Origin of the sequence: Enterococcus diestrammenae, assembly GCF_049384045.1 — a bacterium.
Classification (GTDB): Bacteria; Bacillota; Bacilli; order Lactobacillales; family Enterococcaceae; genus Enterococcus_C; species Enterococcus_C diestrammenae.
Genome location: NZ_JBMRGR010000011.1, coordinates 1 through 26,356 on the forward strand (window position 1 = coordinate 1; position 26,356 = coordinate 26,356).

Annotated in this window: 22 protein-coding genes and 1 pseudogene; 9 read left to right on the plus strand and 14 right to left on the minus strand. The window is 43.1% G+C overall.

The genetic code is table 11. From position 1 onward, the window contains the following. Nucleotides 1–108: 108 nt before the first annotated feature. Complete coding sequence (locus tag ACO03U_RS08735) at nucleotides 109–1,200, minus strand: DUF871 domain-containing protein (protein WP_161870451.1); 1,092 nt, start codon at nucleotides 1,198–1,200, stop codon at nucleotides 109–111. A 336-nt stretch (nucleotides 1,201–1,536) separates the two neighbouring features. On the opposite strand from ACO03U_RS08735, the gene ACO03U_RS08740 reads away from it, so the two are divergent. The 4 genes from ACO03U_RS08740 to ACO03U_RS08755 all read left to right on the plus strand — a co-directional run bounded on the left by ACO03U_RS08740 (nucleotide 1,537) and on the right by ACO03U_RS08755 (nucleotide 6,595). Continuing rightward, nucleotides 1,537–2,304, plus strand: a complete 768-nt coding sequence (locus tag ACO03U_RS08740; protein WP_161870452.1) for a peptidylprolyl isomerase — start codon at nucleotides 1,537–1,539, stop codon at nucleotides 2,302–2,304. A gap of 267 nt (nucleotides 2,305–2,571) precedes the next feature. Beyond that, nucleotides 2,572–3,327, plus strand: coding sequence for an enoyl-ACP reductase FabI (gene fabI / locus ACO03U_RS08745; protein ID WP_204686961.1), 756 nt, complete (start codon nucleotides 2,572–2,574; stop codon nucleotides 3,325–3,327). Between the two features lie 293 nt (nucleotides 3,328–3,620). Next, complete coding sequence (locus ACO03U_RS08750; protein WP_204686962.1) at nucleotides 3,621–5,360, plus strand: Na/Pi cotransporter family protein; 1,740 nt, start codon at nucleotides 3,621–3,623, stop codon at nucleotides 5,358–5,360. 278 nt (nucleotides 5,361–5,638) lie between these two features. Continuing rightward, nucleotides 5,639–6,595: a mechanosensitive ion channel family protein gene (locus ACO03U_RS08755; protein ID WP_204686963.1), complete on the plus strand. Its 957-nt coding sequence runs from the start codon at nucleotides 5,639–5,641 to the stop codon at nucleotides 6,593–6,595. 58 nt (nucleotides 6,596–6,653) lie between these two features. On the opposite strand, the gene ACO03U_RS08760 is transcribed toward ACO03U_RS08755, so the two are convergent. The 9 genes from ACO03U_RS08760 to ACO03U_RS08800 form a co-directional block, all read right to left on the minus strand. Continuing rightward, nucleotides 6,654–7,721: an endonuclease/exonuclease/phosphatase family protein gene (locus ACO03U_RS08760; RefSeq protein ID WP_204686964.1), complete on the minus strand. Its 1,068-nt coding sequence runs from the start codon at nucleotides 7,719–7,721 to the stop codon at nucleotides 6,654–6,656. Between the two features lie 451 nt (nucleotides 7,722–8,172). Next, complete coding sequence (gene cbpB / locus ACO03U_RS08765; protein ID WP_161870457.1) at nucleotides 8,173–8,685, minus strand: cyclic-di-AMP-binding protein CbpB; 513 nt, start codon at nucleotides 8,683–8,685, stop codon at nucleotides 8,173–8,175. Between the two features lie 169 nt (nucleotides 8,686–8,854). Continuing rightward, nucleotides 8,855–9,376 carry a metallophosphoesterase gene (locus ACO03U_RS08770; RefSeq protein WP_204686965.1) on the minus strand — a complete coding sequence of 174 codons (522 nt, stop codon included), beginning with the start codon at nucleotides 9,374–9,376 and terminating at the stop codon, nucleotides 8,855–8,857. 57 nt (nucleotides 9,377–9,433) lie between these two features. Further along, on the minus strand, nucleotides 9,434–10,783 hold the full coding sequence (locus ACO03U_RS08775) for a ribonuclease PH (RefSeq protein WP_204687023.1): 1,350 nt from the start codon (nucleotides 10,781–10,783) through the stop codon (nucleotides 9,434–9,436). Between the two features lie 40 nt (nucleotides 10,784–10,823). Beyond that, nucleotides 10,824–11,630: a glutamate racemase gene (racE, locus tag ACO03U_RS08780; protein ID WP_204686966.1), complete on the minus strand. Its 807-nt coding sequence runs from the start codon at nucleotides 11,628–11,630 to the stop codon at nucleotides 10,824–10,826. Nucleotides 11,631–12,014: 384 nt separating this feature from the next. Further along, nucleotides 12,015–12,674, minus strand: coding sequence for an amino acid ABC transporter permease (locus ACO03U_RS08785; protein WP_204686967.1), 660 nt, complete (start codon nucleotides 12,672–12,674; stop codon nucleotides 12,015–12,017). 20 nt (nucleotides 12,675–12,694) lie between these two features. After that, on the minus strand, nucleotides 12,695–13,342 hold the full coding sequence (locus tag ACO03U_RS08790) for an amino acid ABC transporter permease (protein WP_204686968.1): 648 nt from the start codon (nucleotides 13,340–13,342) through the stop codon (nucleotides 12,695–12,697). A gap of 19 nt (nucleotides 13,343–13,361) precedes the next feature. After that, nucleotides 13,362–14,132 carry a glutamate ABC transporter substrate-binding protein gene (locus ACO03U_RS08795; RefSeq protein WP_423104632.1) on the minus strand — a complete coding sequence of 257 codons (771 nt, stop codon included), beginning with the start codon at nucleotides 14,130–14,132 and terminating at the stop codon, nucleotides 13,362–13,364. A 52-nt stretch (nucleotides 14,133–14,184) separates the two neighbouring features. After that, nucleotides 14,185–14,922, minus strand: a complete 738-nt coding sequence (locus ACO03U_RS08800) for an amino acid ABC transporter ATP-binding protein (protein ID WP_161870463.1) — start codon at nucleotides 14,920–14,922, stop codon at nucleotides 14,185–14,187. Between the two features lie 348 nt (nucleotides 14,923–15,270). Between ACO03U_RS08800 and trpS the strand changes: the two genes are divergently transcribed. Next, the gene (gene trpS, locus ACO03U_RS08805; RefSeq protein ID WP_204686970.1) at nucleotides 15,271–16,281 is read left to right on the plus strand and encodes a tryptophan--tRNA ligase; all 1,011 of its coding nucleotides are present in this window, start codon (nucleotides 15,271–15,273) and stop codon (nucleotides 16,279–16,281) included. A gap of 257 nt (nucleotides 16,282–16,538) precedes the next feature. Here the strand turns inward: trpS and ACO03U_RS08810 are convergent, their stop codons facing one another. Beyond that, nucleotides 16,539–18,896 carry an ATP-dependent DNA helicase gene (locus ACO03U_RS08810; protein WP_204686971.1) on the minus strand — a complete coding sequence of 786 codons (2,358 nt, stop codon included), beginning with the start codon at nucleotides 18,894–18,896 and terminating at the stop codon, nucleotides 16,539–16,541. 263 nt (nucleotides 18,897–19,159) lie between these two features. Then, nucleotides 19,160–19,237, minus strand: a pseudogene (locus ACO03U_RS08815) (DUF6485 family protein); the annotation flags it as partial. 67 nt (nucleotides 19,238–19,304) lie between these two features. Between ACO03U_RS08815 and ACO03U_RS08820 the strand changes: the two are divergent. The 4 genes from ACO03U_RS08820 (at nucleotide 19,305) to ACO03U_RS08835 (ending at nucleotide 24,105) form a co-directional block, all read left to right on the plus strand. Next, nucleotides 19,305–19,931: an MBL fold metallo-hydrolase gene (locus ACO03U_RS08820; protein WP_204686972.1), complete on the plus strand. Its 627-nt coding sequence runs from the start codon at nucleotides 19,305–19,307 to the stop codon at nucleotides 19,929–19,931. A gap of 25 nt (nucleotides 19,932–19,956) precedes the next feature. Next, nucleotides 19,957–20,658 carry a histidine phosphatase family protein gene (locus ACO03U_RS08825; RefSeq protein ID WP_161870467.1) on the plus strand — a complete coding sequence of 234 codons (702 nt, stop codon included), beginning with the start codon at nucleotides 19,957–19,959 and terminating at the stop codon, nucleotides 20,656–20,658. A 189-nt stretch (nucleotides 20,659–20,847) separates the two neighbouring features. Further along, on the plus strand, nucleotides 20,848–21,681 hold the full coding sequence (locus ACO03U_RS08830; RefSeq protein ID WP_204687024.1) for an undecaprenyl-diphosphate phosphatase: 834 nt from the start codon (nucleotides 20,848–20,850) through the stop codon (nucleotides 21,679–21,681). Between the two features lie 480 nt (nucleotides 21,682–22,161). Beyond that, a complete protein-coding gene (locus ACO03U_RS08835; protein WP_204686973.1) occupies nucleotides 22,162–24,105 on the plus strand; it encodes a heavy metal translocating P-type ATPase in 1,944 nt (647 codons plus the stop codon). Between the two features lie 210 nt (nucleotides 24,106–24,315). Here the strand turns inward: ACO03U_RS08835 and ACO03U_RS08840 are convergent, their stop codons facing one another. Together ACO03U_RS08840 and ACO03U_RS08845 are read right to left on the minus strand one after the other, a co-directional pair. Next, nucleotides 24,316–24,939, minus strand: a complete 624-nt coding sequence (locus ACO03U_RS08840; protein ID WP_161870469.1) for a DUF47 domain-containing protein — start codon at nucleotides 24,937–24,939, stop codon at nucleotides 24,316–24,318. Nucleotides 24,940–25,061: 122 nt separating this feature from the next. After that, the gene (locus ACO03U_RS08845) at nucleotides 25,062–26,045 is read right to left on the minus strand and encodes an inorganic phosphate transporter (protein WP_161870500.1); all 984 of its coding nucleotides are present in this window, start codon (nucleotides 26,043–26,045) and stop codon (nucleotides 25,062–25,064) included. Between the last annotated feature and the right edge of the window lie 311 nt (nucleotides 26,046–26,356).

Below are 26,356 nucleotides of genomic sequence, written 5' to 3' on the forward strand. Positions count from 1 at the left end.
CTATACGTTTTCCGTTACTGGGACACGTTAGGGACTTTAACCCTTAAGAGTTTGCCCATGCTGGGCAAACAAAAAACGGCCCTACCTGAGGACCGCTTTTTCTACGACTTATTTGCTTTCTTTGAGTTTAAAGCTAGACCATGGTCTTAAGAAGCCTAACAAGAACAGTTCATCTTCTGAAATGCGTCCAACCACGTTGACCCGACCGTCATTTTTCATTTCTTTTAAGGCGATTTGGGTTTCCCCTTTGTATTGCCCGTAACCGACATTGTCGATCAAAACATCCCCGCGGGTCATGTCTCGAGTGTTATGAGCTGGAAACGGTTTGTCTTTGTAATACACCCGGGTCATCGTCGAACGTAAGATATAGTCGGAACGGTCGCCACGATAGCTGTGTAAATTATCAAAAAGACAGATGCGTTCGTCTTCTGTGATATCTTCTTCCACGACAACTTTCAAAGTTGGGTATTCCGCCTGGAAGGCTTCAGCCATAGCAGCCATTTCCGCCTCCGAAGCATAGGCATTGGCGATGGAAATATCATCAATCAAACCCGTCAGTAACAAGTGTTTGACTTGGGTTGCCAACTCTAAATCACGATGATCTTCCAAAGAGCAAAGCCCATCTTGCGTCGGCCAAGGACCAAACGTTGCATCATGAGAATTGACAAAAGCCATCGTGTTCAAATTGTATTTCCGAAATTGTTGGGAACAATAAACAAAATGTTCATAACTTAACCCTGAATAGCGATGAGGATAAAAATTATGTGAGCCTAACAAGTTGGCTGTATTTGGAGAGTAACTCATAATATTGTCCACGTAACTCGTACCAGTGGACATGTTGATTTCAATCTTGATGCCATATGGATTGCGAGTCATCCGAGCTTCTTCAGCACCGGTAAAGCCGATATCCAAACGGACCCCATAAGCCCCCATCTCGTGGAAGAAGGACAAATCATCATAGGAAATTTCTAGTTGTTCAAACAAGCCAGGGTTGATATCCACCATAACTTCCATTTCTAACGAGTTGGCGTAATCCACCACTTTTTTGAAGTCAGCCAAAACTTGTTCTTTGTCTCCTTGGATTTGCAACAAGCTCGTAAACACTCGTTTGAAGCCATATTTATGAGCTAGATCCAAGTAAGCTTTGTCCTTTTCAAATGTTGAACGTTCTGGATAAATTGAAATACCTAATTTTCCCATCATTGAGCCTCCTAAGAATGGATTCCTGGCTACCGATGCGTCTCAGTTCCTGGCCCGCACATGAAAATTTTTGGCGAACACACCTGTTAAACGGCCCATCTTCGCAACTGGAATCGCTATTTTTGATTACAAAACAAGTATAACACTCCCTGGGATAATTGGTCTACACCTTTCTCTTGAAAGTTAGAAAAGGTTTACAAAAACTTCACATCCGCCTATGGTAACCTGTGCTTTTTTTTGTTATTCTATTAACGCAAGTAGTTTGGGATGGCACTTTTACAAAGATACACGAAACAAGATGCAAAGGGCCCATCCATCATAGAAAGGAATGCAAACATGAAACAAAAACGATTAATGACCGGCTTTATCACTTTGGGAGCGGCTTTGTTCTTGACAGCTTGTGGCAGTAACAACACCGCTAGTAGCGATACAAGCTCCGCTAAAAAAACCGAAACAACCACGAGTTCATCAGTGGATCTCAATGCTTTAGAGCTACCCCAATTAGATGATGAAATCAAAGCAGACGAAACTGTCATCGAGATGGATACCACGGCGGGAAAAATTAAATTCAAACTCTTCCCTAAAATTGCTCCCAAAGCAGTGGAAAACTTTGTTACTCACGCGAAAGAAGGCTACTATAACGGGACGAAATTCCATCGAGCGGTCGAAGATTTCATGATCCAAGGGGGCGACCCGAATGGTGACGGGACTGGCGGAGAAAGTATCTGGGGAGAAGGCTTTGAACTAGAAGCTAGCGACCAACTTTACAACATTCGCGGGGCCCTCGCGATGGCTCGTAGCACTGATCCTAACTCAAACGGCAGCCAATTCTTCATCATTCAAAACCATGACGATAAAGCAGATGGTTTAGCTATTCAATACTACCCAGAAGCGATTATTGAAGCCTACAAAGACGGAGGAATGCCTCAATTAGACGGTCAGTATACCGTGTTTGGTCAAGTGATTGAAAACGGGATGGCAGTAGTCGATAAAATTGCCACTGCCGAAAAAGAAGACAGCACAAATAGTCTTGGCGAACAAGCTACCTTAAAAGAAGAGGTTAAAATCAATAGCATCAAAATTTTACAAGAAGCAACCGAATAACCTAGAAACAGCCGGCAAAATCACAGGTAGGTGATTTGCCGGCTGTTCTTTACTTTCAATTGAATATTTTCTGCCTCCGCTTCGTAGGATCATAAGATATTTTGGAAAACAAAATAATTAAATCCTGATAAATCAACCGTTAAGATCACTTACTAGGTATTTTTCAGAAAAAATAGTTTGACAATCAAACCTTTTTACCTAATAATGAGGAGGGCTAAATAAAGTCGCAATTATCGATTATTTTATTTTAAATCAAGGAGTGTCCGCATGAGCTTATTACAAGGAAAAAAAGTTGTCGTTATGGGGGTTGCCAATAAACGCAGTATCGCCTGGGGATGTGCCAAAGCCCTTTTAGATCAAGGAGCTGAAGTGATCTATACTTACCAAAACGATCGTATGAAAAAACAACTGGCCAAATTGGTACCAGAAGAATCTTTTCTCGTGGAATGTGATGCCGCGTCTGACGAAAGCATCCAACAAGCCTTTACCCAAATCGGTGAGTATGCTGGAGAAATTCATGGGATTGTCCACGCAATTGCTTATGCAAATAAAGAAGACCTTTCAGGAGACATTTTAAATATTTCCCGAGATGGATTCGCCCTAGCACAAGATATTAGTGCCTATTCATTAATCGCGGTAACAAAATACGCAAAACCAATCTTAGCAGCCAATAGCGGTATTGTAACTATGAGCTATCTTGGCTCAGAGCGCGCAGTTCCTAACTACAATATGATGGGAATTGCCAAAGCGGCCTTGGAAGCTGAAGTCCGCTACTTGGCAGCCGAACTCTCCCCTCAAGGGATACGAGTCAACGGCGTTTCAGCTGGTGCCATCAAAACACTAGCGGTAACTGGCGTCCAAGATTATCAAAAATTGATTCAATTGTCAGAAGACCGCACCCCTGATCATGTTGGCGTGACGATTGAAGAAGTCGGCAACGTTACGGCTTTCTTAATCAGTCCCGCAGCCAGCGGAATCATTGGCGAAGTCATCTTCGTCGATAAAGGTGTTCACCTTTCATAGAGTAAACCCAGCGCAGCCAATCCTTCAGGAATTGGCTGTTTTTTGTCTTGTCAAACTAACATTATTTTTCGGAAAGATAACTAGCCAAATTCCTCTGACCTAAAAAATACGCTATTTTGCCTTTTGCCGCTTTTAATCAAGTAAAAAATGTCGGTTTTTCCGAAGAGCTTAGTCTTTTTTCCCTTCTGGTGGTGAAAAAATACGTTTACAACGACATGAATTTCCCGTATGCTGAAATTGCTTGTACAAATTTCTAACCATTGGATCGAAAAAATTATATCCGGAGGTCAATGATGTCATATCAAGAAATGTTATTTACATTTTTGGGAGGTTTGGGAATCTTCCTCTTTGGGATTAAGTACATGGGAGATGGCTTGCAAAAAGCCGCTGGTGATCGCTTACGGGAGGTATTGAATCGTTTTACCTCAACCCCTTTGCGTTCGGTTTTAGCTGGTTTAATCGTTACCGGCTTGATTCAATCTAGCTCGGGGACGACGGTCTTGACTGTCGGTTTAGTCTCGGCTGGCTTTATGACCTTGCGTCAAGCGATTGGCGTGATTATGGGGGCCAATGTGGGGACGACAGTCACCGCCTTTATTATCGGTTTTAACTTAAGTGCTTATGCTCTGCCAATTATCGGCATGGGCTCCCTACTACTATTTTTCTTCAAACGAAAATCCTTACAAAATATTGGTCAAATTTTATTTGGCTTCGGCTGCCTCTTTTTCGGGTTAAAACTGATGGGAAATGCCATGGAACCCCTAAAAGATCTCCCTCAGTTTAATCAATTGATGATTGACGTTTCCCACCACCCAGTTTTAGGCGTTGGGATTGGGTCTTTGTTAACAATGGTGCTGCAAAGTTCCAGTGCCACCATCGGGATTTTACAGCAGCTCTATTCTCAAGGTAGTTTGGGGCTCGCGGCTGCTTTACCGATTCTCTTTGGAGACAATATCGGAACGACGATTACTGCCGTGATTGCTGCTTTAGGCGCTAGTGTAGCAGCCAAACGAACCGCAGCTGCCCATGTCACATTCAACTTAGTGGGAGCTATCATTTTCACCTTGCTTTTAAGTCCCTTTACTAAAGTGGTCATCTTTATCGGCGCCCGTCTCGGTTTAAACCCCAGTATGCAGATTGCTTTTGCTCACGGGCTATTCAATGTTACCAACCTAGCCATTCAGTTCTGGTTTATTCCCCAAATCGAAATCTTGGTGAAGAAGATTATTCCTGGAGATGATAAATCACTGGAAATTCGCTCGGTGGAATTAAACGAAGACTTTTTCCACACTTCGCCTTCCATCGCGCTACGACAAGCCTCGACGGAAGTCATCCAGATGGGAACCTATGTCGTTAGAGCGTTAGATGCAGCGAAGAAATACTATATCGAGCCAAATGAAGAACTAAAAGATGATGTCTATCAATACGAGGATGCCATTGATAAATTTGATATCGAATTGACGGATTTTCTTGCAAAAAGTGCTACTTTTGAACTATCTTCTACTGAAAGCCAAGAACAAGCCATGCTTTTAGAATTTACCAAAGATTTCGAGCGGATTGGTGATCACTGTAAAAATATCGTGAATTTTGTCGCAGAGGCCTGTGAAGTGGAACAAAAACAACGTTCCCGAGAGAAACGCAAAGGCCTCGTCAGTCATCATCGGGATACCCTGCTGCTTTTCGATGAAGATTTGGTTTTACTTTTCGATAAAGTACAAAAAAATGTGCGAGATGCCTTGGAGGTTTTGGAAAACGATGATATGGAATTAGCGGAAAAAATGCTTGCTCGAGAACAAGAAGTCAATCGCCTTGTGGAATTATTGCGGAAAAAATATATCCGCCTGATGAACCATGGCGAAGGTCGAGCAGCTGATGGTATTCTCTTCATCGATATCAGTTCCAACTTGGAACGCTCCAGTGATCGGACCTTGCACATCGCCAAATACATCTTGGGCAATGAATACGGCTTTAAAACACCAGCAACCTATCATCAACAAACCGATGCCGAGATTCCAAAAGCTTCTCTACCTTAGCTCGCAACCCAAAATACTGATAGATAGACATTCATCGCTCCAAGCAGTAACTTTGACTGCTTGGAGCGATTTTTAATAGCTTAAGAGCTTCTAGCAATTATCTGGTAACTAGCCGACTTACGCTTTCTCCATCAAGTAAAGACGGGCTTCCACTTTGATGAGAAAGAGAAGGATTTTGGTCAGCGCACCTTGTGACAGGAGGGATGGTTTTTGATACAATAAAGTTTACTTAGCAAATGACCTTACTTGACAAAGCAGACGGAGGAAATCATTCACCTATGAACAAACTTCTTTTCATACTTTCAAACAATCGACTGCTAGCAGCAACTAGTGGTACTACCACAGATTCCACCGGTTCCGAAATTATTGCACCAGCTACCAAACAGCTGAATGCGATTCAGCGATGGTGGCAAAATATCGACTGGGAAGCTATTGTGGGTTTGGTGATTCAAAAAGCCATGATGCTTTTCTTTTTAATTGTCTTGTTTACCATCTTATTGAAGGTTGCCGATTTTCTGGTGGATCACAGCCATCAGTCCTATCAAAAAAGTGGTCGCGTCAATGAAAATCGGGTCCGTACCATTCATACCCTTCTTCGCAACGTCGTCCATTATACCCTAGGCTTTTTCTTTGTTTACGCGATTCTTTCGACACTAGGCGTACCGGTGGGCTCGCTACTGGCCGGGGCTGGGATTGCCGGTTTGGCTATCGGCCTTGGGGCACAAGGATTTATGAATGATATTATCACCGGCTTCTTCATTATCGTGGAACAGCAGATTGATGTTGGTGATTACGTCGTCTTGCAAAACTTAGCGATTGAAGGCCGCGTCATCAATGTTGGCATTCGAACGTTGGAATTACGCTCATTGAATGGGACTGTTCATTTTATTCCCAATCGAAATATCACCACCATCAGCAACAATTCTCGCTCCGATATGCAAGTTATTGTGGACGTGCGGATCTTACCGGCAGAAGGCCTGGAAGGTATCCGCGAAGTAATCGAAGCCGTCAATCAGCAGCTAACTGAAAGTAATCAAGAAAAAATCACAACCCCACCTACCGTCTTTGGTCTCGTAGATATCGGGGGTGGCAATTATGTCATTCGCAGTACTTTTTATGCTGTTAACGGCACCCAAGCAACTTTGAAAGAAGAATTTTTAGCTTCTTCCATCGACGCTTTGACAGCAGCTGGCTTTACGATTCCTACCACCCCGGTTACCGGATTATCTGCATAGAAAATACCCACTTCTCTAAAATTTGAGAAGTGGGTATTTTTTGTGAAGATCAAACCAGTTAGCCTAACTTGAAAGTCAATACAATCGGCTGATGGTCGGAGTTAGCAAAATCCGTTTCATGGACCGCAACTTTTTCAACTTTGACATTGTCCGAAACTAAAAAGCCATCTACTATGGAAACAAAGGATTGCCCCTTTTGATAAGCCTCATTGTTACGACGTACCGAGGGAATCTTCGCCTCAGCCAAGCCCTCATTTGCCACACGGAAATGCGCCGGTAAATCACTTGTAGGAAAAGGATGGGTCCAATTAAAAGGCTCGGTTTGCGTACCAAAAACCTCAGGACTATTTCCTAACATATCGTGGTTAAAGTCGCCCCCTACGATAACGTAGCGACCATTTTCATATTCTTGTTTCATAAAGTCAAATAACTTCGCCAACTGAGCCTGTCGGACCTCTCGATTTTTAGTGAAAGCTGACATATGGGTATTGATAAGTGTCAATTTCCGACTATCTTTTACCGGAATCAAACTCGCTGAAAAGCCCCGATCCAAATCAAAGAACTTATTAAAGTCGGTATCAATCGGTAGCTTGTAGCGGGTGCTCTCGCTGATAGTTGCTTTACTCAAGGTTACCAAGCCGGATTTTGCTTTGCCTATAGGTTGGGTCAGCGGATAAAACAAATATGCCGAATCATAGTTTTGTGCATAGACATGACTGTATGTGGGCAGGCCAGTGGTCAAACCGGTTACTTCATCCACCTTCATGGAGCGATCGCCCTTTTGATCGACTTCTTGAAACAATGCAAAATCCGGATCCAGCTCTTTGGTTGTTTCTAAAATCCCCGTCATATTTTTTTCGACTGTTTCCTGATCATATGCCCGTGAGTATTTCCCACCATCCATAAAAAAGCTGTAATCTGCCGGATAGGATGCGTACCCGATATTATAGCTCATCAAGCGATAATCCGTATTTTTAGTCAAGGCTGTCTCACTGTTGTTCGTCACCTTTAATGCCATGTGATCAGGCAGGCGTTGGTAACTAAAAAAAACATAACCTACATAAGCTAAAACGACGATCACCAAGACCAAGATTAAAGTCAGAAGTATTTTCAACATTTTTTTCATCCTCATCCCTCCATGTCTCTTCATGATACCATAAGCTAGCAGGATCGAAGGCCTCTGTGCTTGAAAAAAGGCTAGGAAACAACCTTGGACAGTAGCCTCCTTTTGACATCACCCAGGAGGACATTTATGAAAGTCATCGTGAACATAAAGCAAATCGGATATTTTAAACCAGAAACCACTGCTCGGCGACTGAAAACTGATGATTACTAGGGAGGGAGTCATCCTGTGCTCTTTCTAGGTTATTTATGTCTGATTCGCTTGCTTCCTGAGCTAGCTGAAGGGATTCGTCCCTTGTGTCCTGCGTTATACCATAAGAAAATGCAGAAAATCTGCCTCACTACATAGTGGGAACAAGAAACTTATTTAGTGGTCTATTCACCCGAGTTTCGCGCCAGCCAAAGAAAGCCACCGCAACAATGGCAGTGGCTTCACTAATTCGTTTTTGCGTGTATTAAATCACTTGCAAGCCGGCTTTTTTATCTGTGTCCCGTGGCTTGTCTTCTTTGGGGACCAATTGATAGCGACGTTCAAGATCGTGGACGAGGTGATTGGTACATTTCAAGATTTCTTTACGAGTGATGATGCCGAGAAAGATCCGCTCTTTATTGATCATCGGTAAGAAGGAGTTATTCACCAATAAATGTAAAATATCTTCCAAGTCTGACTCATCTGTCAAATAATCCACACCAATTTCCATCACATCAGCCACTGTCAATCCCGCCAAATTATCGGTATCGATATCAGTCAGGGAAACCATCTTGCGAACGATATCATTAAGGCCTAACAAACCAACAAAATGATCCTCTTTATCTAGAACTGGAATCTTGGTATAGCCAACATTGCTTAAAACCAGCAATGCGTGATCTAAGGAGTGGTTGTACATCACCGTAGCGACATTGTCTGCGGGAATCAGAAAATTATCTTGGTTTTCTAAAAGTAGTGCTTGGGTATCTTTACCTATCAAAAGGATAGCCTCCGTTTCCTAACGCTCGCTTACATTGTACCAAAAAAGACCGGAAAAAAACGGTCCTTTCTGGCTTCCTTTATAAAAATCTTACGTAGTTTTCAGCGGTTGTTAAGCTTTCCTGCCGACTGCTATTTCTTCCCTTATAGGCTAGACGAATTCGTTGCTATCAGCGTTTAAAAGTAAAGTGTAAATCAGCAATTGGTTCGAAATCTCGTCCATAGTATTGTACTTGCCAGCCGGCTTTTGTAGCCTCAATCACCGCGAAGGCTTTTTTCTGAATCGGCCCGCGGGGTTGGGAGATACTGCCAGGATTTAAATACAAACGGTGCTGCACCACTTCACAACCGATTTGATGGGTATGCCCAAAGAGGACAATCGTCGCATCTTGTTCCCTCGCCTCATAAGCGATTTCGCTCAAGCCAAAACGGACATTGGATAAATGGCCATGGGTCACATAAATCCGATCCAAGTTTGTTTGGAGGATTCGGCGCTCCTGAAACCCACTATCAAAATCGCAATTTCCTCCGACTACCTGATAAACATTAAACAACGGATCAGCTGCAGGTAGCTCAGAATCCCCACAATGGATCAACAGGGAAACACGATCTTGGAATTTTTCTAAAATATCTACGAGAATTTGTCGATCTCCATGGCTATCTGACACCACTAAAATCTTTTCTGCATTCATTTTTACACCTCCTCGTTGGTCTCTAATTTTAAGCAGCCCCTCAGCTATCCTCTTCACTTAGGCTTTAGGGGCATCTTCTAACCATTGTTGCCACTGGGCTTGGAGTTTTGCTAACGCTTGGCCTCGATGACTGAGGTGATTTTTTTCCGCTGGTAACAGTTCAGCTGAAGTTTTATCTGAACCCAGTGGTACAAACAATGGATCATAACCAAAGCCGTGTTCACCTCGGGGAATCCGGCCAATGTGTCCTGGCCAATCCGCCTCCACCACTAAACTCTCTTTACCTGGAGCCGCAAACACCAGCGTACAATGGAAACGAGCGGTTCGTTTTTCATCCGGTACGTCGGTTAACTCGTATAAAAGTTTGGCATTATTGGCAGCATCACTTTTTTGTGGACCCGCAAAACGAGCGGAATAAATCCCCGGTAACCCGGACAATGCATCCACCACCAAACCACTATCGTCTGCCAAAACAGGTCGTTTGAGTATTTGCGCAATTGTTTCAGCTTTCAATCGCGCATTTTCTTCAAAGGTTTTCCCCGTTTCCGCGACTTCTGCTAGTTCAGGGAAATCCTTTAAGGTTTGAATTTCGTAACCCCCTTTGGCAAACATGGCGGCAAATTCTTTGGCTTTTCCAAGATTACCTGTTGCAATGACCACCGTTTTTTCTGGACTGGGGGCGTGATCGACTTCCAATAAGGCTTCTTTTTGGAAAGCAATCACTGATTCAATGGCACTTTTACCATAGAGAATCATCTCATTTAAATCCTCCCCGGAAAAGGTTGTTTCTTCGCCACTGGCTTGGATTTCAACAAAACGGCCACTTTCGGTCATCACTAAGTTCAATCCTGCCTCACTGGCGTTACTTTCCTCATCATCCAAATCCACCACACAAGCGCCCCCCGCCAAAATACCGACACGAATCGCTGCTAAATGTTCTTTAATCGGATCCTGAAGGAGCATGTTTTGAGCCAATAATTTATCTACTGCTAGACGGAGTGCCACAAAGGCCCCGGTAATACTCGCGGCTACAGCACTTCCATCCGCTTGCAAAACATCACAATCGACGATGATGTGGCGTTCCCCAAGTTTTTCCAAATCCACTGCTTTTGATAGCGAGCGAGTAATTAGCTGCTGAATGCTCCATCGATAACCACTAGATTCCCCTTCTCCATCACATTGGCGTTGACGAGTATGCGTCGCTCTTGGTAGCATTCGGTATTCCCCAGAGACTATGCCTTGGCCTTTGCCCTTCAGTTGGGCGGGTACCTCATCTTGGACAGTCGCTCCACAAACTACTACGGTGTCACCAAAAGAAACCACAGCTGAACCTTCCGGGTATTTATACACATTTGTTTCAATCGAAAGCGGCCGCAACGTTTGCGGATTTCTACCATCGTGTCTAATCATCGAATCTCCCTTTTTCTTAAATGATCTTTCCAAACAGTTATTTTCCTAAATCCACATGTTCCGAAGTCACTTTTACTGGCAACCAATCATTAGCAATTTCGTCAAACATTTTCGTGGAGCCCGTGGTGAAAAAGCGGCAGGTTCCCAAATTTGTGGGATCAGGGTTGCCAATATTGAAATAATCCAATAAGACGCTGACTTCCCCCACGGTTTCCGCGCCAGAATCAATCAAGGTGATTGCCGGTCCCATATAGTTTTGAATTAGCGGGCGCAACAATGGATAATGCGTACAGCCTAGGATTAAGGTATCAATTTTTTTCCCTCTTAATGGTTTGAGGCTTTCAGCTACCACTTTCTTCGCAATCGAGGAATGGTATTCATTGCTTTCGACAATCGGGACAAACTTCGGACAAGCTAAGCCAAAAATTTGTGTCTGGCTACTTTTCGCTGCAATTGCCCGATGATAAGAATGGCTCTTGATGGTTCCTTGGGTGCCAATCACGCCGATCCGTCCTGTAGTGGTGGCCTTTACAGCCGCACGAGTCCCCGGTAAAATAACCCCCACCACCGGTATCGGTAGTTCTTCGCGGATCGTCTCCAACGCCACTGCCGTCGCTGTATTACAAGCAATCACTAACAGTTTTATTTCTTGCTTCATCAAAAAATTGGCCATCTGTCGGGTAAAAGTCACCACCTGTTCAGCCGGTCGTGGCCCATATGGACAACGAGCGGTATCCCCTAAGTACACAAAAGCTTCATTGGGTAACTGCCGTAACGCTTCTTTGACGACCGTCAAGCCCCCTACCCCAGAATCAATAAAACCGATGGGACGTTGTTCGTTCATATTTTTTCAGTCCTCTACTAAATGCCTTCATTAAAAATCAGAGTACCTTATTTTCGCCTTTTTCGTCAAAGATTTCAAGTACCGCCTTTTTAGAAGTCTTAGGAACTATTGAGGCGTCTTACTAAACAGCTAATCACTGGCGTTACGAGCTAGCCTCCGCTAATCCCCCACAAGCAGATAAAGCAAATGTCCGCAAGCCTCCTTAATGAAGCCAGGAACATAGTTATGGTAGGTCGTCCATCCGGATATTCCAGCGCTAAACACATTTCCTCAGACCGTTTATTGCTAGCCATCAACAATATGCAAAAAGCGGGAAGGTTCCCAGCTACAAGCTGAAACCTTCCCGTTAATTGTTCCTTGCGTTCACGTTGTTTTGTAAACTTGTTAATAATTATATTGCCGCCGTTCCAAGTACTTTGATAACAAGGATAAGACATAACAAATCACAAAGTACATGACCGTCATAGCGACAAACATCGGAATCACATAATTCTCATTTTGGCCATAGATGATTTTGGCATTGTGAGTCAGTTCCGGCAAGCTGATGATTACTGCTAATGAAGTATCTTTGATTAACGAAATCAATTGACTCACCAAAGCCGGAATCATGGATTTGAAAGCTTGTGGTATCACGATACTCAACATGGTCTCCGTATAGGATAATCCTGTCGATAAGCCGGCTTCCATCTGACCTTTGGGAACGGCATTTAAGCCCGCCCGAAAAATTTCCGACAACATCGCTGATTCAAAAATCGTCAACGCTGCCACTGCGGCCCAAAAGATTGACAGCTTGATCCCAACTTGCGGGAGGGCAAAATAAGTAAAGAAGATAATCAACAACAATGGCAAGTTGCGAATGATATCTACTACTAAGCCAACAATTTTGGATAAAAAGGGAATCTTTGCAAAACGCACCACCCCTAGTAGGCCACCAATGAAGAAACTCAAAAGGATCGCAGTCACTGAAACGAGAATCGTCACCAGGAGTCCATCCACTAGAAAGCTTAAATTTGCATAAGAATATGCCTCAATAAAGTTTTGCATAATTGGTCACGGCTCCTTTCTCAGTCGGTAATCGCCCAACGTTTTTCAAGATGATTCATTAAATAAGACAATGGCAAGGTCAATACCAGGTAAAACAATCCGGCAATAATATACGTATTAAACGTATCAAAGGTGGTACTAGCAACGGAATCCGCCTGATACATCAAATCTAAACCAGCGACCATTGCTAACACTGAGGAATTTTTCACCAAGTTTATAAATTGGTTACCCAAAGGTGGGATGACAATTTTAAAAGCTTGAGGTAAGACAATGTGCCTCATTGTTTGCCAATAGGTGAAACCCGATGACAGTCCCGCCTCCATCTGACCTTTAGGAACCGTTTGAATCCCCGAGCGGACTGTTTCCGCGATAAAAGCGGATGTATAAATAATCAAGGCAATGGTTCCCGCTTGAAAACCGTCTAACACTACCCAATACATCGGTACCACTACGACAAAAAACATGGCAATGATCAGTAACGGGATATTTCGAAAAAATTCCACGTAGGCTTTTGCCAATCCAGCGATCCACTTATTATGAGAAAGCTGAAAAATCGCCATCAAGGTTCCAATCAGCAAACTAAAGACCAAAGCGATTAAGCTGGAGTAGATGGTAATTTTAAAGCCTTCTAAAAAAACACTATGGTACTCTTGAAATAATTGAATCATATTAACCTCTGCTCCTTTCTTAGTCTTTCACCCGGCCGTCTTCCGTTTCTGGGAACCACTTATCAAAAATCCGGTCATAAGTTCCATCTTGATGCATCTCAGCTAAGGCCTCATTGACTTCTTTCAAAAAGTTATTCTGCCCTTTGTTGATTGCAATCCCATAAGGTTCCTGCGTAAAGGCCCCACCTGCCAGTTGGTAGTCGGGATTTTGAGAAGCCATACCGAGCAAAATTGCATTATCAGTGGTCATGGCATCGCCTTGTCCAGATTGTAAAGCGATAAAGCATTCCGCGTAATTTTCCCATTCTAAAACGGTGGTCTCTGGCGCAGCTTTTTTAATATTGTCCACTGATGTCGAGCCTTTGACTGCTAAAACAGTGGTGCCAGCTCCTAAATCTTCAATTCCCTTGATCCCACTATCCTTTTTCACTAAGAGGGATTGGCCGGCATCAAAGTAGACATCCGAAAAATCAACTTGTTGTTTCCGCTCTTCAGTGATGGTCATGGTAGCGATAATGGCATCGATATTCCCATTTTTCAACAACGGGATACGGGTTTTCGACGTCACTTCGACGAAAATCGCACTGGCGTCAGGACCCAGTATTTTTTCGGTAATCCCACGGGCAATATCGATATCAAATCCTTTGACTTCTTTAGTTTTGACATCCATCATCCCAAAAAGGCGGGTATCATTTTTTACCCCCCAAGTGATGGAGTTGCTTTCTTTACTAGTTTGCGATATGTCTCGATCTGCGACTTTTTCGCCACAAGCTCCTAAAAACAGCAGCATTAAACAAAGAGAAGCCACTGCAAGCAATCGATTTTTCATAGCCTTCCCTCCATTAATGATTGATGACTTTGCTGATAAATTGTTGCGCCCGATCCGATTGCGGGTTTTCAAAGAACTCTTCAGGATTGCGACTTTCTTCAACAACTTCCCCATCTGCCATAAAAATAACCCGGTCAGCAACTTCCCGAGCAAAGCCCATTTCATGGGTCACCACAATCATCGTCATGCCATCTCTAGCAATTTTTTTCATGACGTTCAAGACATCCCCAATCATCTCTGGGTCGAGAGCTGACGTCGGTTCATCAAAAAGAAGAACTTCTGGTTTCATAGCGAGACCACGAGCGATCGCCACTCGTTGTTGCTGACCTCCGGATAAAGTAGCGGGGTACACATCTTTTTTGTCTAGCATCCCCACCCGGTCTAGTAATTTTTCAGCTGTTTTCGTCGCGTCTTCTTGGCTTTCTTTCAAGACTTTCATCGGTGCCAAGGTAATATTCTCAACAACGGTTTTATTAGGATATAAGTTGAAGTGCTGAAACACCATCCCTATATTTTTCCGAATTTCAGTTAGTTTGGTACTTTTGTCTCGTAAATCTTTGCCATTGATTAAAAGCTGCCCGGAAGAAATGCTTTCTAAGCCATTGATACAGCGAAGCATCGTACTTTTACCCGAACCAGAAGGCCCGATTACGACGACCACTTCCCCTTGTTCAAACTGCAAATTAATATTTTTTAATGCATGAAACTTTCCATAAAACTTATCCACATTCACAAAATCAATCATCGCCATGCGGTTATCCTCCTTAAATCATGATTATTTTTTTCATTTAATATTTATTATAGACGTTTTTTTGACAAATTGTAAAGAATAAAACGCCTATTACGTATAAATATTCTGAATTTTTCTATAGTTGTTTAGCAAATGCAACAGTTTTTCCGCTCTTTTTCATAACAAGAAAAAAACTGAGATAGTCGCTTTATCAGTGATTTTTCAGGTGTTTTTCACTTTTTCCATAAAAATCAAACCTCTGACAATTGTCTGCATTTTGCGACAAGCCTTCCTTTTTTTCGGTTGTTTCTTAATCTAAAAAAAGGTACACTGACAGAGACAACTATTTTTAAGGAGCAGGTGAAATCATTGAGTAATACCATTTTAACCGGCGACCGTCCCACGGGAAAACTGCACTTGGGTCATTACGTCGGATCTCTAAAAAAACGTGTGGAGATGCAAGCAGATCCAGCAAACAAGCTCTTTATCATGATCGCTGACATGCAAGCATTGACTGACAATGCTAAAAATCCCGAAAAAGTCTCCGCCAATGTCTTAGAGGTCGCCCTTGACTACTTGGCAATCGGTTTAGATCCTACGAAAACAACCATTTTTATTCAGTCCCAAATCCCCCAATTGGCGGAATTGACGATGTACTACCTCAATTTGGTCTCAGTAGGTCGCGTTCGACGTAATCCAACAGTCAAAACCGAAATCCAACAAAAAAACTTTGGTGAAGGCGTACCTACCGGATTCTTTATCTATCCCGTCTCGCAAGCAGCCGATATCACTGCCTTCAAAGCCAACTTGGTACCCGTCGGAGAAGATCAAAAGCCGATGTTGGAACAAACTCAAGAAATCGTACACACCTTTAATCACACCTATCAGGAAGTATTAGTGGAACCCAAAGCCGTCTTACCACCTAAAGGCCAAGGTCGCCTGCCGGGTATTGATGGAAATGGCAAAATGAGTAAGTCTCTAGGTAATGGGATCTATCTTGCTGATTCGGCTGACGTCTTAGCCAAAAAAGTGATGAGTATGTATACCGATCCAAACCATATTCATGTGGAAGATCCTGGGCAAGTCGAAGGCAACATGGTCTTCACCTATCTGGATGTCTTTGGTACAGACAAAGAAGCGATTGCTGAAATGAAAGACCATTACCGTCGCGGTGGTCTAGGTGATGTTAAAATCAAACGTTACCTGATCGAAGTTTTGGAAGCCGAATTCGGTCCGATTCGTGCTCGGCGGGAAGAATTTGCGAAAGATCCCGCAGCCGTTATGGAAATGTTACAAAAAGGCAGCGAACAAGCCGAAATCGTTGCAGCCAATACTTTAGCAGAAGTAAAAGAAGCCATGGGCATCGCTTATTTCGACTAAGGCTAACCCTTAGAAAGGCTAAAGTAACTTCTTCAGCCCAAAGATGCTAGCTGAACTTAGCGACTTTTGCTTAGTCCAACCGTATGCGGTAGCTGTGCTCCTTCGTGAAGCCAAACATCGTTAAACTTGGTATGATGGCGTTTATGCTTATGTCAATTTTCTAATATCTTAGACTATAAAAAACTCTCTACCCTATGTTTGTGGTAGAGAGTTTTTTACTGTGTCCCTTGTTCTATCGCAATCGCAGTCAAAGCCAGTTAAACAGTGTTCTGGGTTCTCCAAAAATCTGCCAACTCTGCTTGTAACTGCTGGGTACCATGGACTAAACGGGCATGACGCCAATGCTGGGGAAAGAGTTTCTGATATCTGGGGGAGATAAACCGCTGATCTAACAGTAAGACCACCCCAAAATCCGATACATCGCGAATAACGCGACCAGCTGCTTGTAACACTTTATTCATTCCCGGTAGTTGATAGGCGTATTCAAATCCCTTGCCCTGAGCGTCATCGAAATAGTTTTTGATTAAGTCTTGCTCATGATTCATCTGTGGCAGTCCTACACCAACAATGGCGGTCCCAATCAAGCGGTCCCCTTTTAAATCAATCCCTTCCGAAAATATGCCTCCCAAAACGCAAAAGCCCACCAAGGTTTCAATAGGATTTGCCTCAAACCGTGCTAAGAAAGCCTCCCGCTCCTCTTCAACCATCTGCGTATCCTGAATTAAACAAGTGATCTCTGGATGATTGCTGGCAAAAAGGCTGGCTACTTCATCCAAGTATTGATAAGAAGGAAAAAACACCAAATAGTTGCCAGTTTTGCCCGTAACCATTTGATAAATAGCATCAACGACTAGTGGCAAACTAGCTTGGCGCTTACGATAAGTCGTTTCGATATAATCAGCTACTAAAATCCGTTGATGTTCTGGCGGAAAAGGACTCGGAAGTTTGTAACGCAAGGCTTCCTTCCCACCTCCAAGAACATCTTGATAATAAGCTAACGGGGTAAAACTAGCCGAAAATAACAAGGCACTTTTACCTTTCGCCAACATCTGATCGAGAAAAGGTGCTGGCGCGATACAAAATAGTTTGATTTTCAAATCTGTATAAGTGCGTTCGATAGTAGTCTCAAAATGATCATCATAGATTTCTGAAATCCGCAAGAAAGCTTGGACTTCAAAATAATAGGCCAAACCAGTTTCTTCTGCAGGATTGCCAGGATTGGCCGCCAACCATTCTTTCATTTTTTCCGAAAAACCATACAAGCGGTTAATCAGACTCTCCGGCATCAGGGATTGGTGTTTAAAGCGCCAATCTTCTTCGATTGAGCGTTGTTGTAAGAGTTCAAATTCATTGTCGATTTGATTGAGACGACGATGCAATCCGCGAAAGCTTTTCGGCAGTTTTTCTTGAAAAGCGTTACCGCTATTACGGGACAGAGTCGCTGAGTACATTTCCCGCGAACGACTAACCAAATTATGGGCTTCATCAATCAGAAAGTAATAGTCCTCTTTTGGTTCCTCAAAAAAACGTCGCAAATAAACCGTCGGATCGAATAAATAATTGTAGTCACCAATAATGACATCGCAAAACAGACTGACATCTAATGATAATTCAAAGGGACAGAGCTCATGCTTTTTCCCGTAATGCTCAATAACTTCCCGTGTAATTTGATTTTCATGATGAAGTAAATCCCACAAGCCTTCATTGATCCGATTGTAGTAGCCTTTAGCATAAGGACAGTGTTCTGGCGTACAATTACGCTCTTCTAGAAAACAGATTTTATCCTTCGCTGTCAACGTCACCGATTTTGTTTGACTGCCATTCTTCGCTAACGCCTTGAGGGCATCTTCAGCAACTTGTCGGGTGATGGTTTTGGCAGTCAGATAAAAGCAACGATCACCATCTGCTTCTCCCATCGCCTTTAACGCTGGAAAAAGTGTGGAAATCGTTTTACCGGTACCGGTGGAAGCTTCGACGAAAAGACGTCGAGAAGTCTTCAAGGTTTTATAAGCTGCCGCCGCCAGTTCTCGTTGCCCTTTACGAAAAGTTTCATAGGGAAAGGTCAATTTGGTCAATGCCGTATTGCGAACTCTGCGCCAATCATCTTGGAATACCAACCATTTATGATATTCCGTAAGTAAATGATCCATAAACAGTTGTAAGTCCGTCATCGTGAACTCACGGCGGGTGCGGGTGATGACTTCTTCTGTGGTCTGATAATAAGTCACCTGCACGGCTATCTCCGTCAACTGTTCCTGAAAAGCATAAAGATAGCCATAGACCATCCCTTGAAAGAAAAATAGCTCCAACTGATCTTCTGACAAGTCTTCGAAATGAACTTCTGAAGTCTTAATTTCATCAATAACTGTTTCACCAGTTTCATCACAAAAAATCCCATCAGCTCGTCCTTCGATGGTCAGAGAATCCTCTTGGACAGTCATGGTCCGTTTTAAGCTAACTTCCTTTGCATAATCCTCACCAGCAGCTTTCTGCAGTTTTCGATGGAGGCGGGCGCCTTCTTGTGCCGTGTGGTTTGAAACATGACGACTATCAATATCCCCTCGGCGTAAAGTAAATTCCACAATCTCACGAACGGAGATTTTTCCACGATCCATTTTCTCTCACCTGCTTTCTGCTAAATACTTTTCCGCTATATTTTCATTAGACGAACATACGTTTATACCATACCGTTTCACCTCAAAAAATGCAACTACTGCTCATTCAAGGACACGGTCTGTAAAAGCCATCAATTTTCCCCGACAAGCTTTATTACACAAAAAAATCCTCGAAATCACTTTCGAGGACCAAGGAAATATTGGATATGTTTTTGGACTTAATAAATATAACTGTCTTGAATTAGAAAACTATGAAACCTTCATCACCTAGCATTAAAAAAACAATCATAAAATTCACCGGTTGTCAGACGATTTTGAATACATTGACAACACCCCTGGTTTGTGAAGGGATTTTCTTTGCGTTATACTTAGTATGAGTTAATCAATAAACGAACGGAAGTGACTGTGATGAATATTCTCCAAATCCCTACTGGTGCGATTCAAGAAAACTGCTATCTTGTTTCCGACGAGCAACATCTACTAATCATCGATCCTGGCGCTGAAGCCGAAAAAATCATTGGTGTAATTGGCAAAAATGATGCCAAGCCGGTAGCAATTTTATTGACCCACACCCACTATGATCATATTGGAGCTGTCGATCAGCTGCGAGACCACTACCAAATCCCGGTCTATGTGAGTCCTCTAGAAGATGCTTGGCTCAGTGACCCCCAGATGAATCTTTCAGGTCTAGGGCGTCACGATGATATGGATGACGTCTTTATCCGCCCAGCAGATCACTTGTTTGAACTAAAAGCCTACGATATCGCTGGTCTCCGCTTCGAAGTCGTGGCGACCCCCGGACATTCCATCGGCAGTGTCAGCTTTGTTTTTCCAGATTTTGTAGTTTCGGGAGATGCCTTATTTAGAGGAAGTATCGGTCGGACAGATTTACCGACTGGAAACTTAGAACAATTGTTGACCAGCATCCGGACGCAACTCTTTACTCTCCCTAATGAGTTTCCGGTCTATCCAGGCCACGGAGCTGCTACCACCATCGAACGAGAAAAACGGTACAACCCTTTTTTCAACAACTAATAATAGAAAAATGAGGAATGTGTTTATGACTACTGAACTGTACATCATCCGTCATGGAAAAACCATGTTCAACGCCTTGCAACGAGCCCAAGGTTGGTGCGATACCCCTCTGACTGCCAAAGGTGCCGAAGATATCCATTACCTCGGCTTAGGTCTAAGGGATCTGACATTTGCCGAAGCGGTTTCTAGCGATTCCGGCCGAGCCATCGAAACCATGCGCCTGATCCTTGGAGAGACTCTTCAACAACCCAAACCACCTTACTCTATCGATAATCGGATTCGCGAATGGTGCTGGGGATCATTAGAAGGTGGCTATGATTCTGAAATGTGGGGCGTCTTACCCCGCGTGCTCAACTTTAAAACTAGCGAACAAATGTGGGAAACCGATATTTCCTTTAAAGACATCGCTCACGCTGTCTATAGCGCGGATTCTGCTCATTGGGCGGAACCTTATGACGTAATCGCCCAACGAGTTTACTCCGGTTTTGAGGACATCGCCCATCGAATCGAAAAACATGGCGGAGGAAAAGGGATCGTCGTCTCTCATGGCTTTACCATTGCTTTTTTGCTAAACCTGATCGATAGTACCCAGCCGGTCCGTGTCGATTTACTTAACGGTAGCGTCACTCGCCTTCTATACGCTGATGGTAAGTTTACAATTGAAGAAATCGGCAACACCCAATATATTGCAAAAGGTCGAGAAATTTCACGAGGGCTATTGTCCTAGAATATTTCGTCAAATGACACCAACGATAATTGGCTCTACGGCAATCATCGTTGGTGTTTTCTTTAAATTTTTATAAGGATGAAGTCCTCTTACGAAATCGGTTGGTTTTACTAGCAAAAAACGCTATACTTTCAGTTATGTGGCTTTTACTTATCGGAAAAGCCCTTTATTATGAAAGGAATGATTCCCTTGTTTTTATTAAATATTGTAAAAGCGATTCTTCTCGGTATCATCGAAGGTATCACTGAATGGCTACCAATTTCCAGTACCGGTCACCTAATTCTAGCAGATGAGTTTATCAAACTGGATATGCCGCCAGACTTTATGACGATGTTCAATGTTGTGATCCAGCTAGGGGCGATTTTAGCTGTCATTTTTCTTTATTTCAATAAACTGAACCCCTTTGCTCCCTCAAAATCCGAAGTCGAAAAAAAGGAAACGTGGTCCTTGTGGTTCAAAGTGGTCGTCGCCGTGATCCCTTCAGTGATTATCGGCTTGCCTTTGGATGATTGGTTGGATGCGAATTTCCATCACTTTTTACCTGTTGCCATCATGTTAATCGTCTATGGGATTGCTTTCATCGTCGTGGAAAAACGCAACAAAACAGTCAAGCCAAAATGTACCAGCCTAAATGATTTTACGTATAAGGCGGCTTTGTTAGTCGGAATGTTCCAAGTCCTCTCATTAGTGCCTGGGACTTCTCGTTCCGGTGCAACTATCTTAGGAGGAATCCTAATCGGTGCCTCGCGCTTTGTTGCAACCGAGTTTTCATTCTTTATGGGAATTCCTACCATGTTAGGGGCAAGCGGCTTAAAAGTCCTAAAATTCCTTCTTAAGGGCAATAGTTTTGACTTCCAAAGCGCTATCGTCTTATTAGTCGGAACGCTGGTCAGCTTTGTAGTCTCCATTCTCGCGATTAAATTCTTAATGAACTATTTGAAGAAAAACGATTTCACCGTCTTCGGTTGGTACCGCATTGTATTAGGTGCAATCTTGATTGGTTATTGGCTGATAGCAATGTAAGGATTAAGGATGTCGGCCGTTTTGTAAAGATTCATTTTAGCGTAAAACTATGGTGACCCTTGACTGAAAGAATCAGAAAATCTCCGTTCTTGTGGTCCAGCTCTTAATTAGCCAAATTAGAAGCTTATCTTCCCCTATCTTCAGGAAGATAAGCTTCTTTTTGCAAGTAACGTCTGATAAATGTCACACAGCAAAAGATAACACCATCCCTTAGTAAAAAATAAAGTGAACTTACTTTTGAAGTATCACTTGAAATGTCCTGGGACTGATAAGTACCAACTGTTGGAAAAGAAACCCTACTTTTTTGCTAGCGTAAAAGACCTCAATGGTGTTTCTAGTTCACAGTTTTAAACCTCATCTTTTACTTGGCTCGATCTTTTACGTCCATCCTTGAGAAACACTATCGTTCTCATGTAAGCGTTTCTATTATCAATTAGGGAAAACAATATGATAGTCTTGTAGTGAAAGAAGGTGTCCGTAATGGGAAAAGACGAAAAACGAGCATGGCTCTCTACGTTATTATGTTTAGCTTTTATGATTGCTGGTCGTATCGCACAAGCAATGGCCCTCACTTGGTTTCCCCTCCTCTTTATAATTGCTATTATTTTTGGCGGGTGGAAACAAACTAGCGAAGGCCTGCAAGAACTCATACACAAACAAACTCTCAATGTGGATTTGCTAATGGCGTTAGCTGCGATTGGTGCCTGCATCATCGGAAATTGGTTTGAAGGGGCGATGTTAACCTTTATCTTTTGTCTCAGTGGTTTTTTAGAGGAATATACCACTAACAAAAGCCGCAAAGAAATCACTGCGCTCATGAACCTGCAACCAACCTTAGCACTGAAGTACTTTCCTGATGGTTCCCTTGAAGAAGTACCAGTCGAAGAAGTCACCGTGGGAGATTTACTAATGGTTCCCAAAGGCGGCACCATTCCCATCGATGGCATCATTACCAAAGGCAACTCCCCAATCAACGAAGCAGCCATCAACGGGGAATCCCTCCCTGCGGAAAAAACGGTTGGCGCTGAGGTTTACGGTGGTACTCTCAATCTTGGCAACGCCCTCACCGTAAAAGTTCGGACGGTAGCCAGCGATACGGTAATGGCAAAAATAGTCAAATTGGTGGAAGAAGCTGAAAATCAGCCGACTAAAACAGCGACTTTTATCAATAAAATCGAAAATATCTATGTAAAAATCGTACTCATCGCGGTTCCTCTAATGATTTTTCTACCCTACTTCTTTTTAGGTTGGAGTTGGCATGAAAGCTTTTATCGTGGCATGGTCCTTTTGGTGGTTGCTTCACCTTGTGCACTAGTTGCTTCTGCCACACCAGCTACTTTGGCAGCAATCTCGGCAGGGGCTAAAAATGGTATTTTGGTCAAAGGTGGCGCTGCCTTGGAACGCCTCTCCCACTTGCGAGCTATCACATTTGATAAAACCGGTACCCTGACAGAAGGACGGCCAGTGGTTACAGATGCAGTGTTTATTGAAGACTCATTGCTAGTCCGACAGATGTTATTGGCGATGGAGTCCCAGACAACCCATCCATTATCAACGGCGATTATTGACTATTTAAGCGAAACTACCCCGCTTGAGGAAAATTGGCAGGATTTACCGGTAGAAGAAGTCACGGGCTTTGGCCTCCAATGTCAACTGGAAGGCCAGCTCTGGCGGGTGGGTAAATATCAGTTTGCTGATCAACAAGCCCAACCCCTCAGTAAAAAACAAGAAAGCCAGATTCAACAGCTCCTAGCTAGCGGCAAAACATTGATCTATCTGACCAGAGCCGGTCAACTGCTGGCCTTCTTAGCCTTACAAGACGTCGCCAAGCCAGAAGCCTACCAAGTGATTAACTATTTCAAAGACCAAAAAATATATACTTCCATGCTGACTGGCGATAATTATGAAACAGCCAGTGTAATTAGCCGAAATCTTGGTCTGGATGCCTTCCAAGCCAACTGTTTACCAGAGGATAAAGCAAAAATTATCGCGGAACTTGGGGAGACTCACGGTGTCAACGTAATGGTAGGGGATGGGATTAACGATGCCCCTGCCCTAGCAAACGCAGCAATCGGTGTGGCAATGGGTGAAGGAACGGATTTGGCAGTTGATGTCGCGGACATGGTCTTGATGAAAAATGATTTACGAAAACTTCAGATGGCCCATCAGCACGCACAAAAACTGGAACGAGTCATTAAACAAAATATCATCTTTTCCATCGGCGTCATCTTACTTTTGATTCTCTCAAATTTTGTCCAAATACTAACTTTACCGCTGGGTGTCATCGGTCATGAAGGTAGCACCATCTTAGTCATCTTAAATGGCCTACGCCTTTTGCGCATGAAATCGATCCCTGAAAGCAACCACGCTTGCGCTCCTTGTCCTTTGCAAAGCTCGACCAAGAAAGAACCAAAGATTGTTTAAGTTACCGATATGAAAAGGGTAGCCAGCCGATCGTAGAAAAGGTGAAATTTCATCATACCTTAGTCTAATCAAAAAAGCTTCTCTTCCAAGAGTTCACACATCTTGAAAGAGAAGCTTTTTTACTGCCTTACGTAGGCCATTTTTTCAGATTAGGGTACGAAACAGGAGCGTCTATCATCCCTCTGTTTCGCAAATTCCACGCACCAGGCATCAGGTATTTTTGATAACCATCCCATCGATGATATCCACGGCATCTTCACTATTATTGATGATTGCCTCTAAGCGCTCATAAATTTCTTTCCATTTAATCACTTCAATAGGATCTTTTTCTTCTGTGAACAAATCTTTCTTCAAGCGAGAATACAAACGATCCGCTTCCGATTCAATCGTATTGACTTCATCAATCATGGATTTCAAAGTTTTTGAATGTTTAAATTTAGGAAATTCGCCTGTCGCGGTATGTACCCCTTTGGCTGCCGTCACGATCATATCCACGAAAACATCTGTTTCCGGACGCATTTTTTCGATAACTAAGTTTTCAAAAAGGTAAGTCACACCATTGATACCATCTAAAATATCATCAATTCGTTCCGAAATCACCAAGATGTCTTCCCGATCGATGGGAGTGATAAAAGCATCATAAAGTTCGTTAGTCAGCTCCGTCACGATGGTATCGGCTTCTTTTTCCAATTTATGGATTTTTTCTGCCTCAAGGGATAAGGTCGCAGGCTCGTAGTTTCGCACCAAGCTTGCTAAAATTTCTGCTGCTTGATGAGCGTTATCTGCCAAATGTTCCATTGCCTTGAAGAAATCATATTGTTTTTTTCGTGCCATCTTCTGTACACTCCTTCATCATTGTGCTGCCAGTTATGTCTTTTGATTGAAATCGACCAACAGCCTAGCTTACTATTATTCTAAAACAACGCTACTGTCTTTTGCTCTTAAACTAGGGACGTTTAAAAAATAGCGATAAATAATTTTGCCATCACAAAAGCGATTAACCCACACCCTGGGAAAGTCATCACCCAAGCAAAGATCATCTCTTTAACAATTCGCCAATCGACACTAGAAAGTCGTCTGGAAGCTCCGACACCCATGATTGCAGTTGTTTTGGTATGAGTGGTGGAAACCGGAATCCCAAAAACGGAAGCTAAAAATAGACAAACCGCTGCGCTCAAATCCGCCGAAAACCCTTGATAAGTTTCTAGCTTTACCATGTCCATACCGACAGATTTGATAATTTTCATCCCACCGACAGAAGTCCCAAAGCCCATCGTCAAGGAACATAAAGCCATCACCCATAAAGGAATCGTAAAGCCATTTCCTGTTTTTTCAGCTAAACCATTATAAAACAGTCCTAGCATGAAAACCCCCATGAATTTTTGACCATCTTGGGCACCATGCAAGAAGGCGTTAGCCGCCGCTGCACCTGCTTGGCCGATGGTAAAGAATTTGTTGGCCTTGCGTCGTTGGACATTTTTAAAGATAGCTACAATAAATTTAGTAACTAAATAACCGCCACCAAAGCCCATAATCGTCGAAACGACCAAACCAATGATAACTTTGACCCATTCGCCGCCGTTAACCGCTCCCAATCCACCTAAAGCCATAGCTGATCCCGTCAATCCGGCAATCAAGGCATGGGATTCACTAGTTGGAATACCAAAATACCAAGCCGCCACCGCCCAGACGACGATTGAAAACAGTGAAGCCGCCAAAGCCACTTGGGAAGCGCGAATATCCCCCGCGGCATCGAAACTCACAATATTACTAATCGTCTCGGCAACTTGCGAGTTGAAAACTGTCATCACCAACGCTCCGAGAAAGTTCATGATTACCGCGATGCCAATCGCGACATTCGGTTTCAATACCCGAGTCGACACCGCCGTCGCGATAGCATTTGGTGCATCGGTCCAGCCGTTGACGAAGATGACCCCCATGACCAATACGACGGTCACAATCAATGCAATACTCACTAAGCACACCACCAAAATTTATTTTATTGTCTAAGTTATCGTAACACAGTTTCCTAACTTGCTACATAAATACTCCGCAAGCAAGGCAAACCTCTATCATTCTAACTTTTTTTCCCCCTGTCGCAATAGCCAGCCACATATTTGCTAGCAACAATAATTCATTATTGCTCACAGAATGGCAAAAAATTTTTCTATCATGCATTTTTTGTTCCTTGCCAAAAGAAAAAACGTTTTATTCTGGATTGAAATTTATGGCTTTTTTGCAAGTAAAAGCC

What these genes read in the sequence shown, in the direction of transcription:
- ACO03U_RS08735 (WP_161870451.1), bottom strand. Translation starts at nt 1,200, where the DNA reads ATGGGAAAATTAGGTATTTCAATTTATCCAGAACGTTCAACATTTGAA.
- ACO03U_RS08740 (WP_161870452.1), top strand. Translation starts at nt 1,537, where the DNA reads ATGAAACAAAAACGATTAATGACCGGCTTTATCACTTTGGGAGCGGCT.
- fabI (WP_204686961.1), top strand. Translation starts at nt 2,572, where the DNA reads ATGAGCTTATTACAAGGAAAAAAAGTTGTCGTTATGGGGGTTGCCAAT.
- ACO03U_RS08750 (WP_204686962.1), top strand. Translation starts at nt 3,621, where the DNA reads ATGTCATATCAAGAAATGTTATTTACATTTTTGGGAGGTTTGGGAATC.
- ACO03U_RS08755 (WP_204686963.1), top strand. Translation starts at nt 5,639, where the DNA reads ATGAACAAACTTCTTTTCATACTTTCAAACAATCGACTGCTAGCAGCA.
- ACO03U_RS08760 (WP_204686964.1), bottom strand. Translation starts at nt 7,721, where the DNA reads ATGAAAAAAATGTTGAAAATACTTCTGACTTTAATCTTGGTCTTGGTG.
- ACO03U_RS08770 (WP_204686965.1), bottom strand. Translation starts at nt 9,376, where the DNA reads ATGAATGCAGAAAAGATTTTAGTGGTGTCAGATAGCCATGGAGATCGA.
- racE (WP_204686966.1), bottom strand. Translation starts at nt 11,630, where the DNA reads ATGAACGAACAACGTCCCATCGGTTTTATTGATTCTGGGGTAGGGGGC.
- ACO03U_RS08785 (WP_204686967.1), bottom strand. Translation starts at nt 12,674, where the DNA reads ATGCAAAACTTTATTGAGGCATATTCTTATGCAAATTTAAGCTTTCTA.
- ACO03U_RS08790 (WP_204686968.1), bottom strand. Translation starts at nt 13,342, where the DNA reads ATGATTCAATTATTTCAAGAGTACCATAGTGTTTTTTTAGAAGGCTTT.
- ACO03U_RS08795 (WP_423104632.1), bottom strand. Translation starts at nt 14,132, where the DNA reads ATGCTGCTGTTTTTAGGAGCTTGTGGCGAAAAAGTCGCAGATCGAGAC.
- ACO03U_RS08800 (WP_161870463.1), bottom strand. Translation starts at nt 14,922, where the DNA reads ATGGCGATGATTGATTTTGTGAATGTGGATAAGTTTTATGGAAAGTTT.
- ACO03U_RS08810 (WP_204686971.1), bottom strand. Translation starts at nt 18,896, where the DNA reads ATGGATCGTGGAAAAATCTCCGTTCGTGAGATTGTGGAATTTACTTTA.
- ACO03U_RS08820 (WP_204686972.1), top strand. Translation starts at nt 19,305, where the DNA reads ATGAATATTCTCCAAATCCCTACTGGTGCGATTCAAGAAAACTGCTAT.
- ACO03U_RS08825 (WP_161870467.1), top strand. Translation starts at nt 19,957, where the DNA reads ATGACTACTGAACTGTACATCATCCGTCATGGAAAAACCATGTTCAAC.
- ACO03U_RS08835 (WP_204686973.1), top strand. Translation starts at nt 22,162, where the DNA reads ATGGGAAAAGACGAAAAACGAGCATGGCTCTCTACGTTATTATGTTTA.
- ACO03U_RS08840 (WP_161870469.1), bottom strand. Translation starts at nt 24,939, where the DNA reads ATGGCACGAAAAAAACAATATGATTTCTTCAAGGCAATGGAACATTTG.
- ACO03U_RS08845 (WP_161870500.1), bottom strand. Translation starts at nt 26,045, where the DNA reads ATGGGGGTCATCTTCGTCAACGGCTGGACCGATGCACCAAATGCTATC.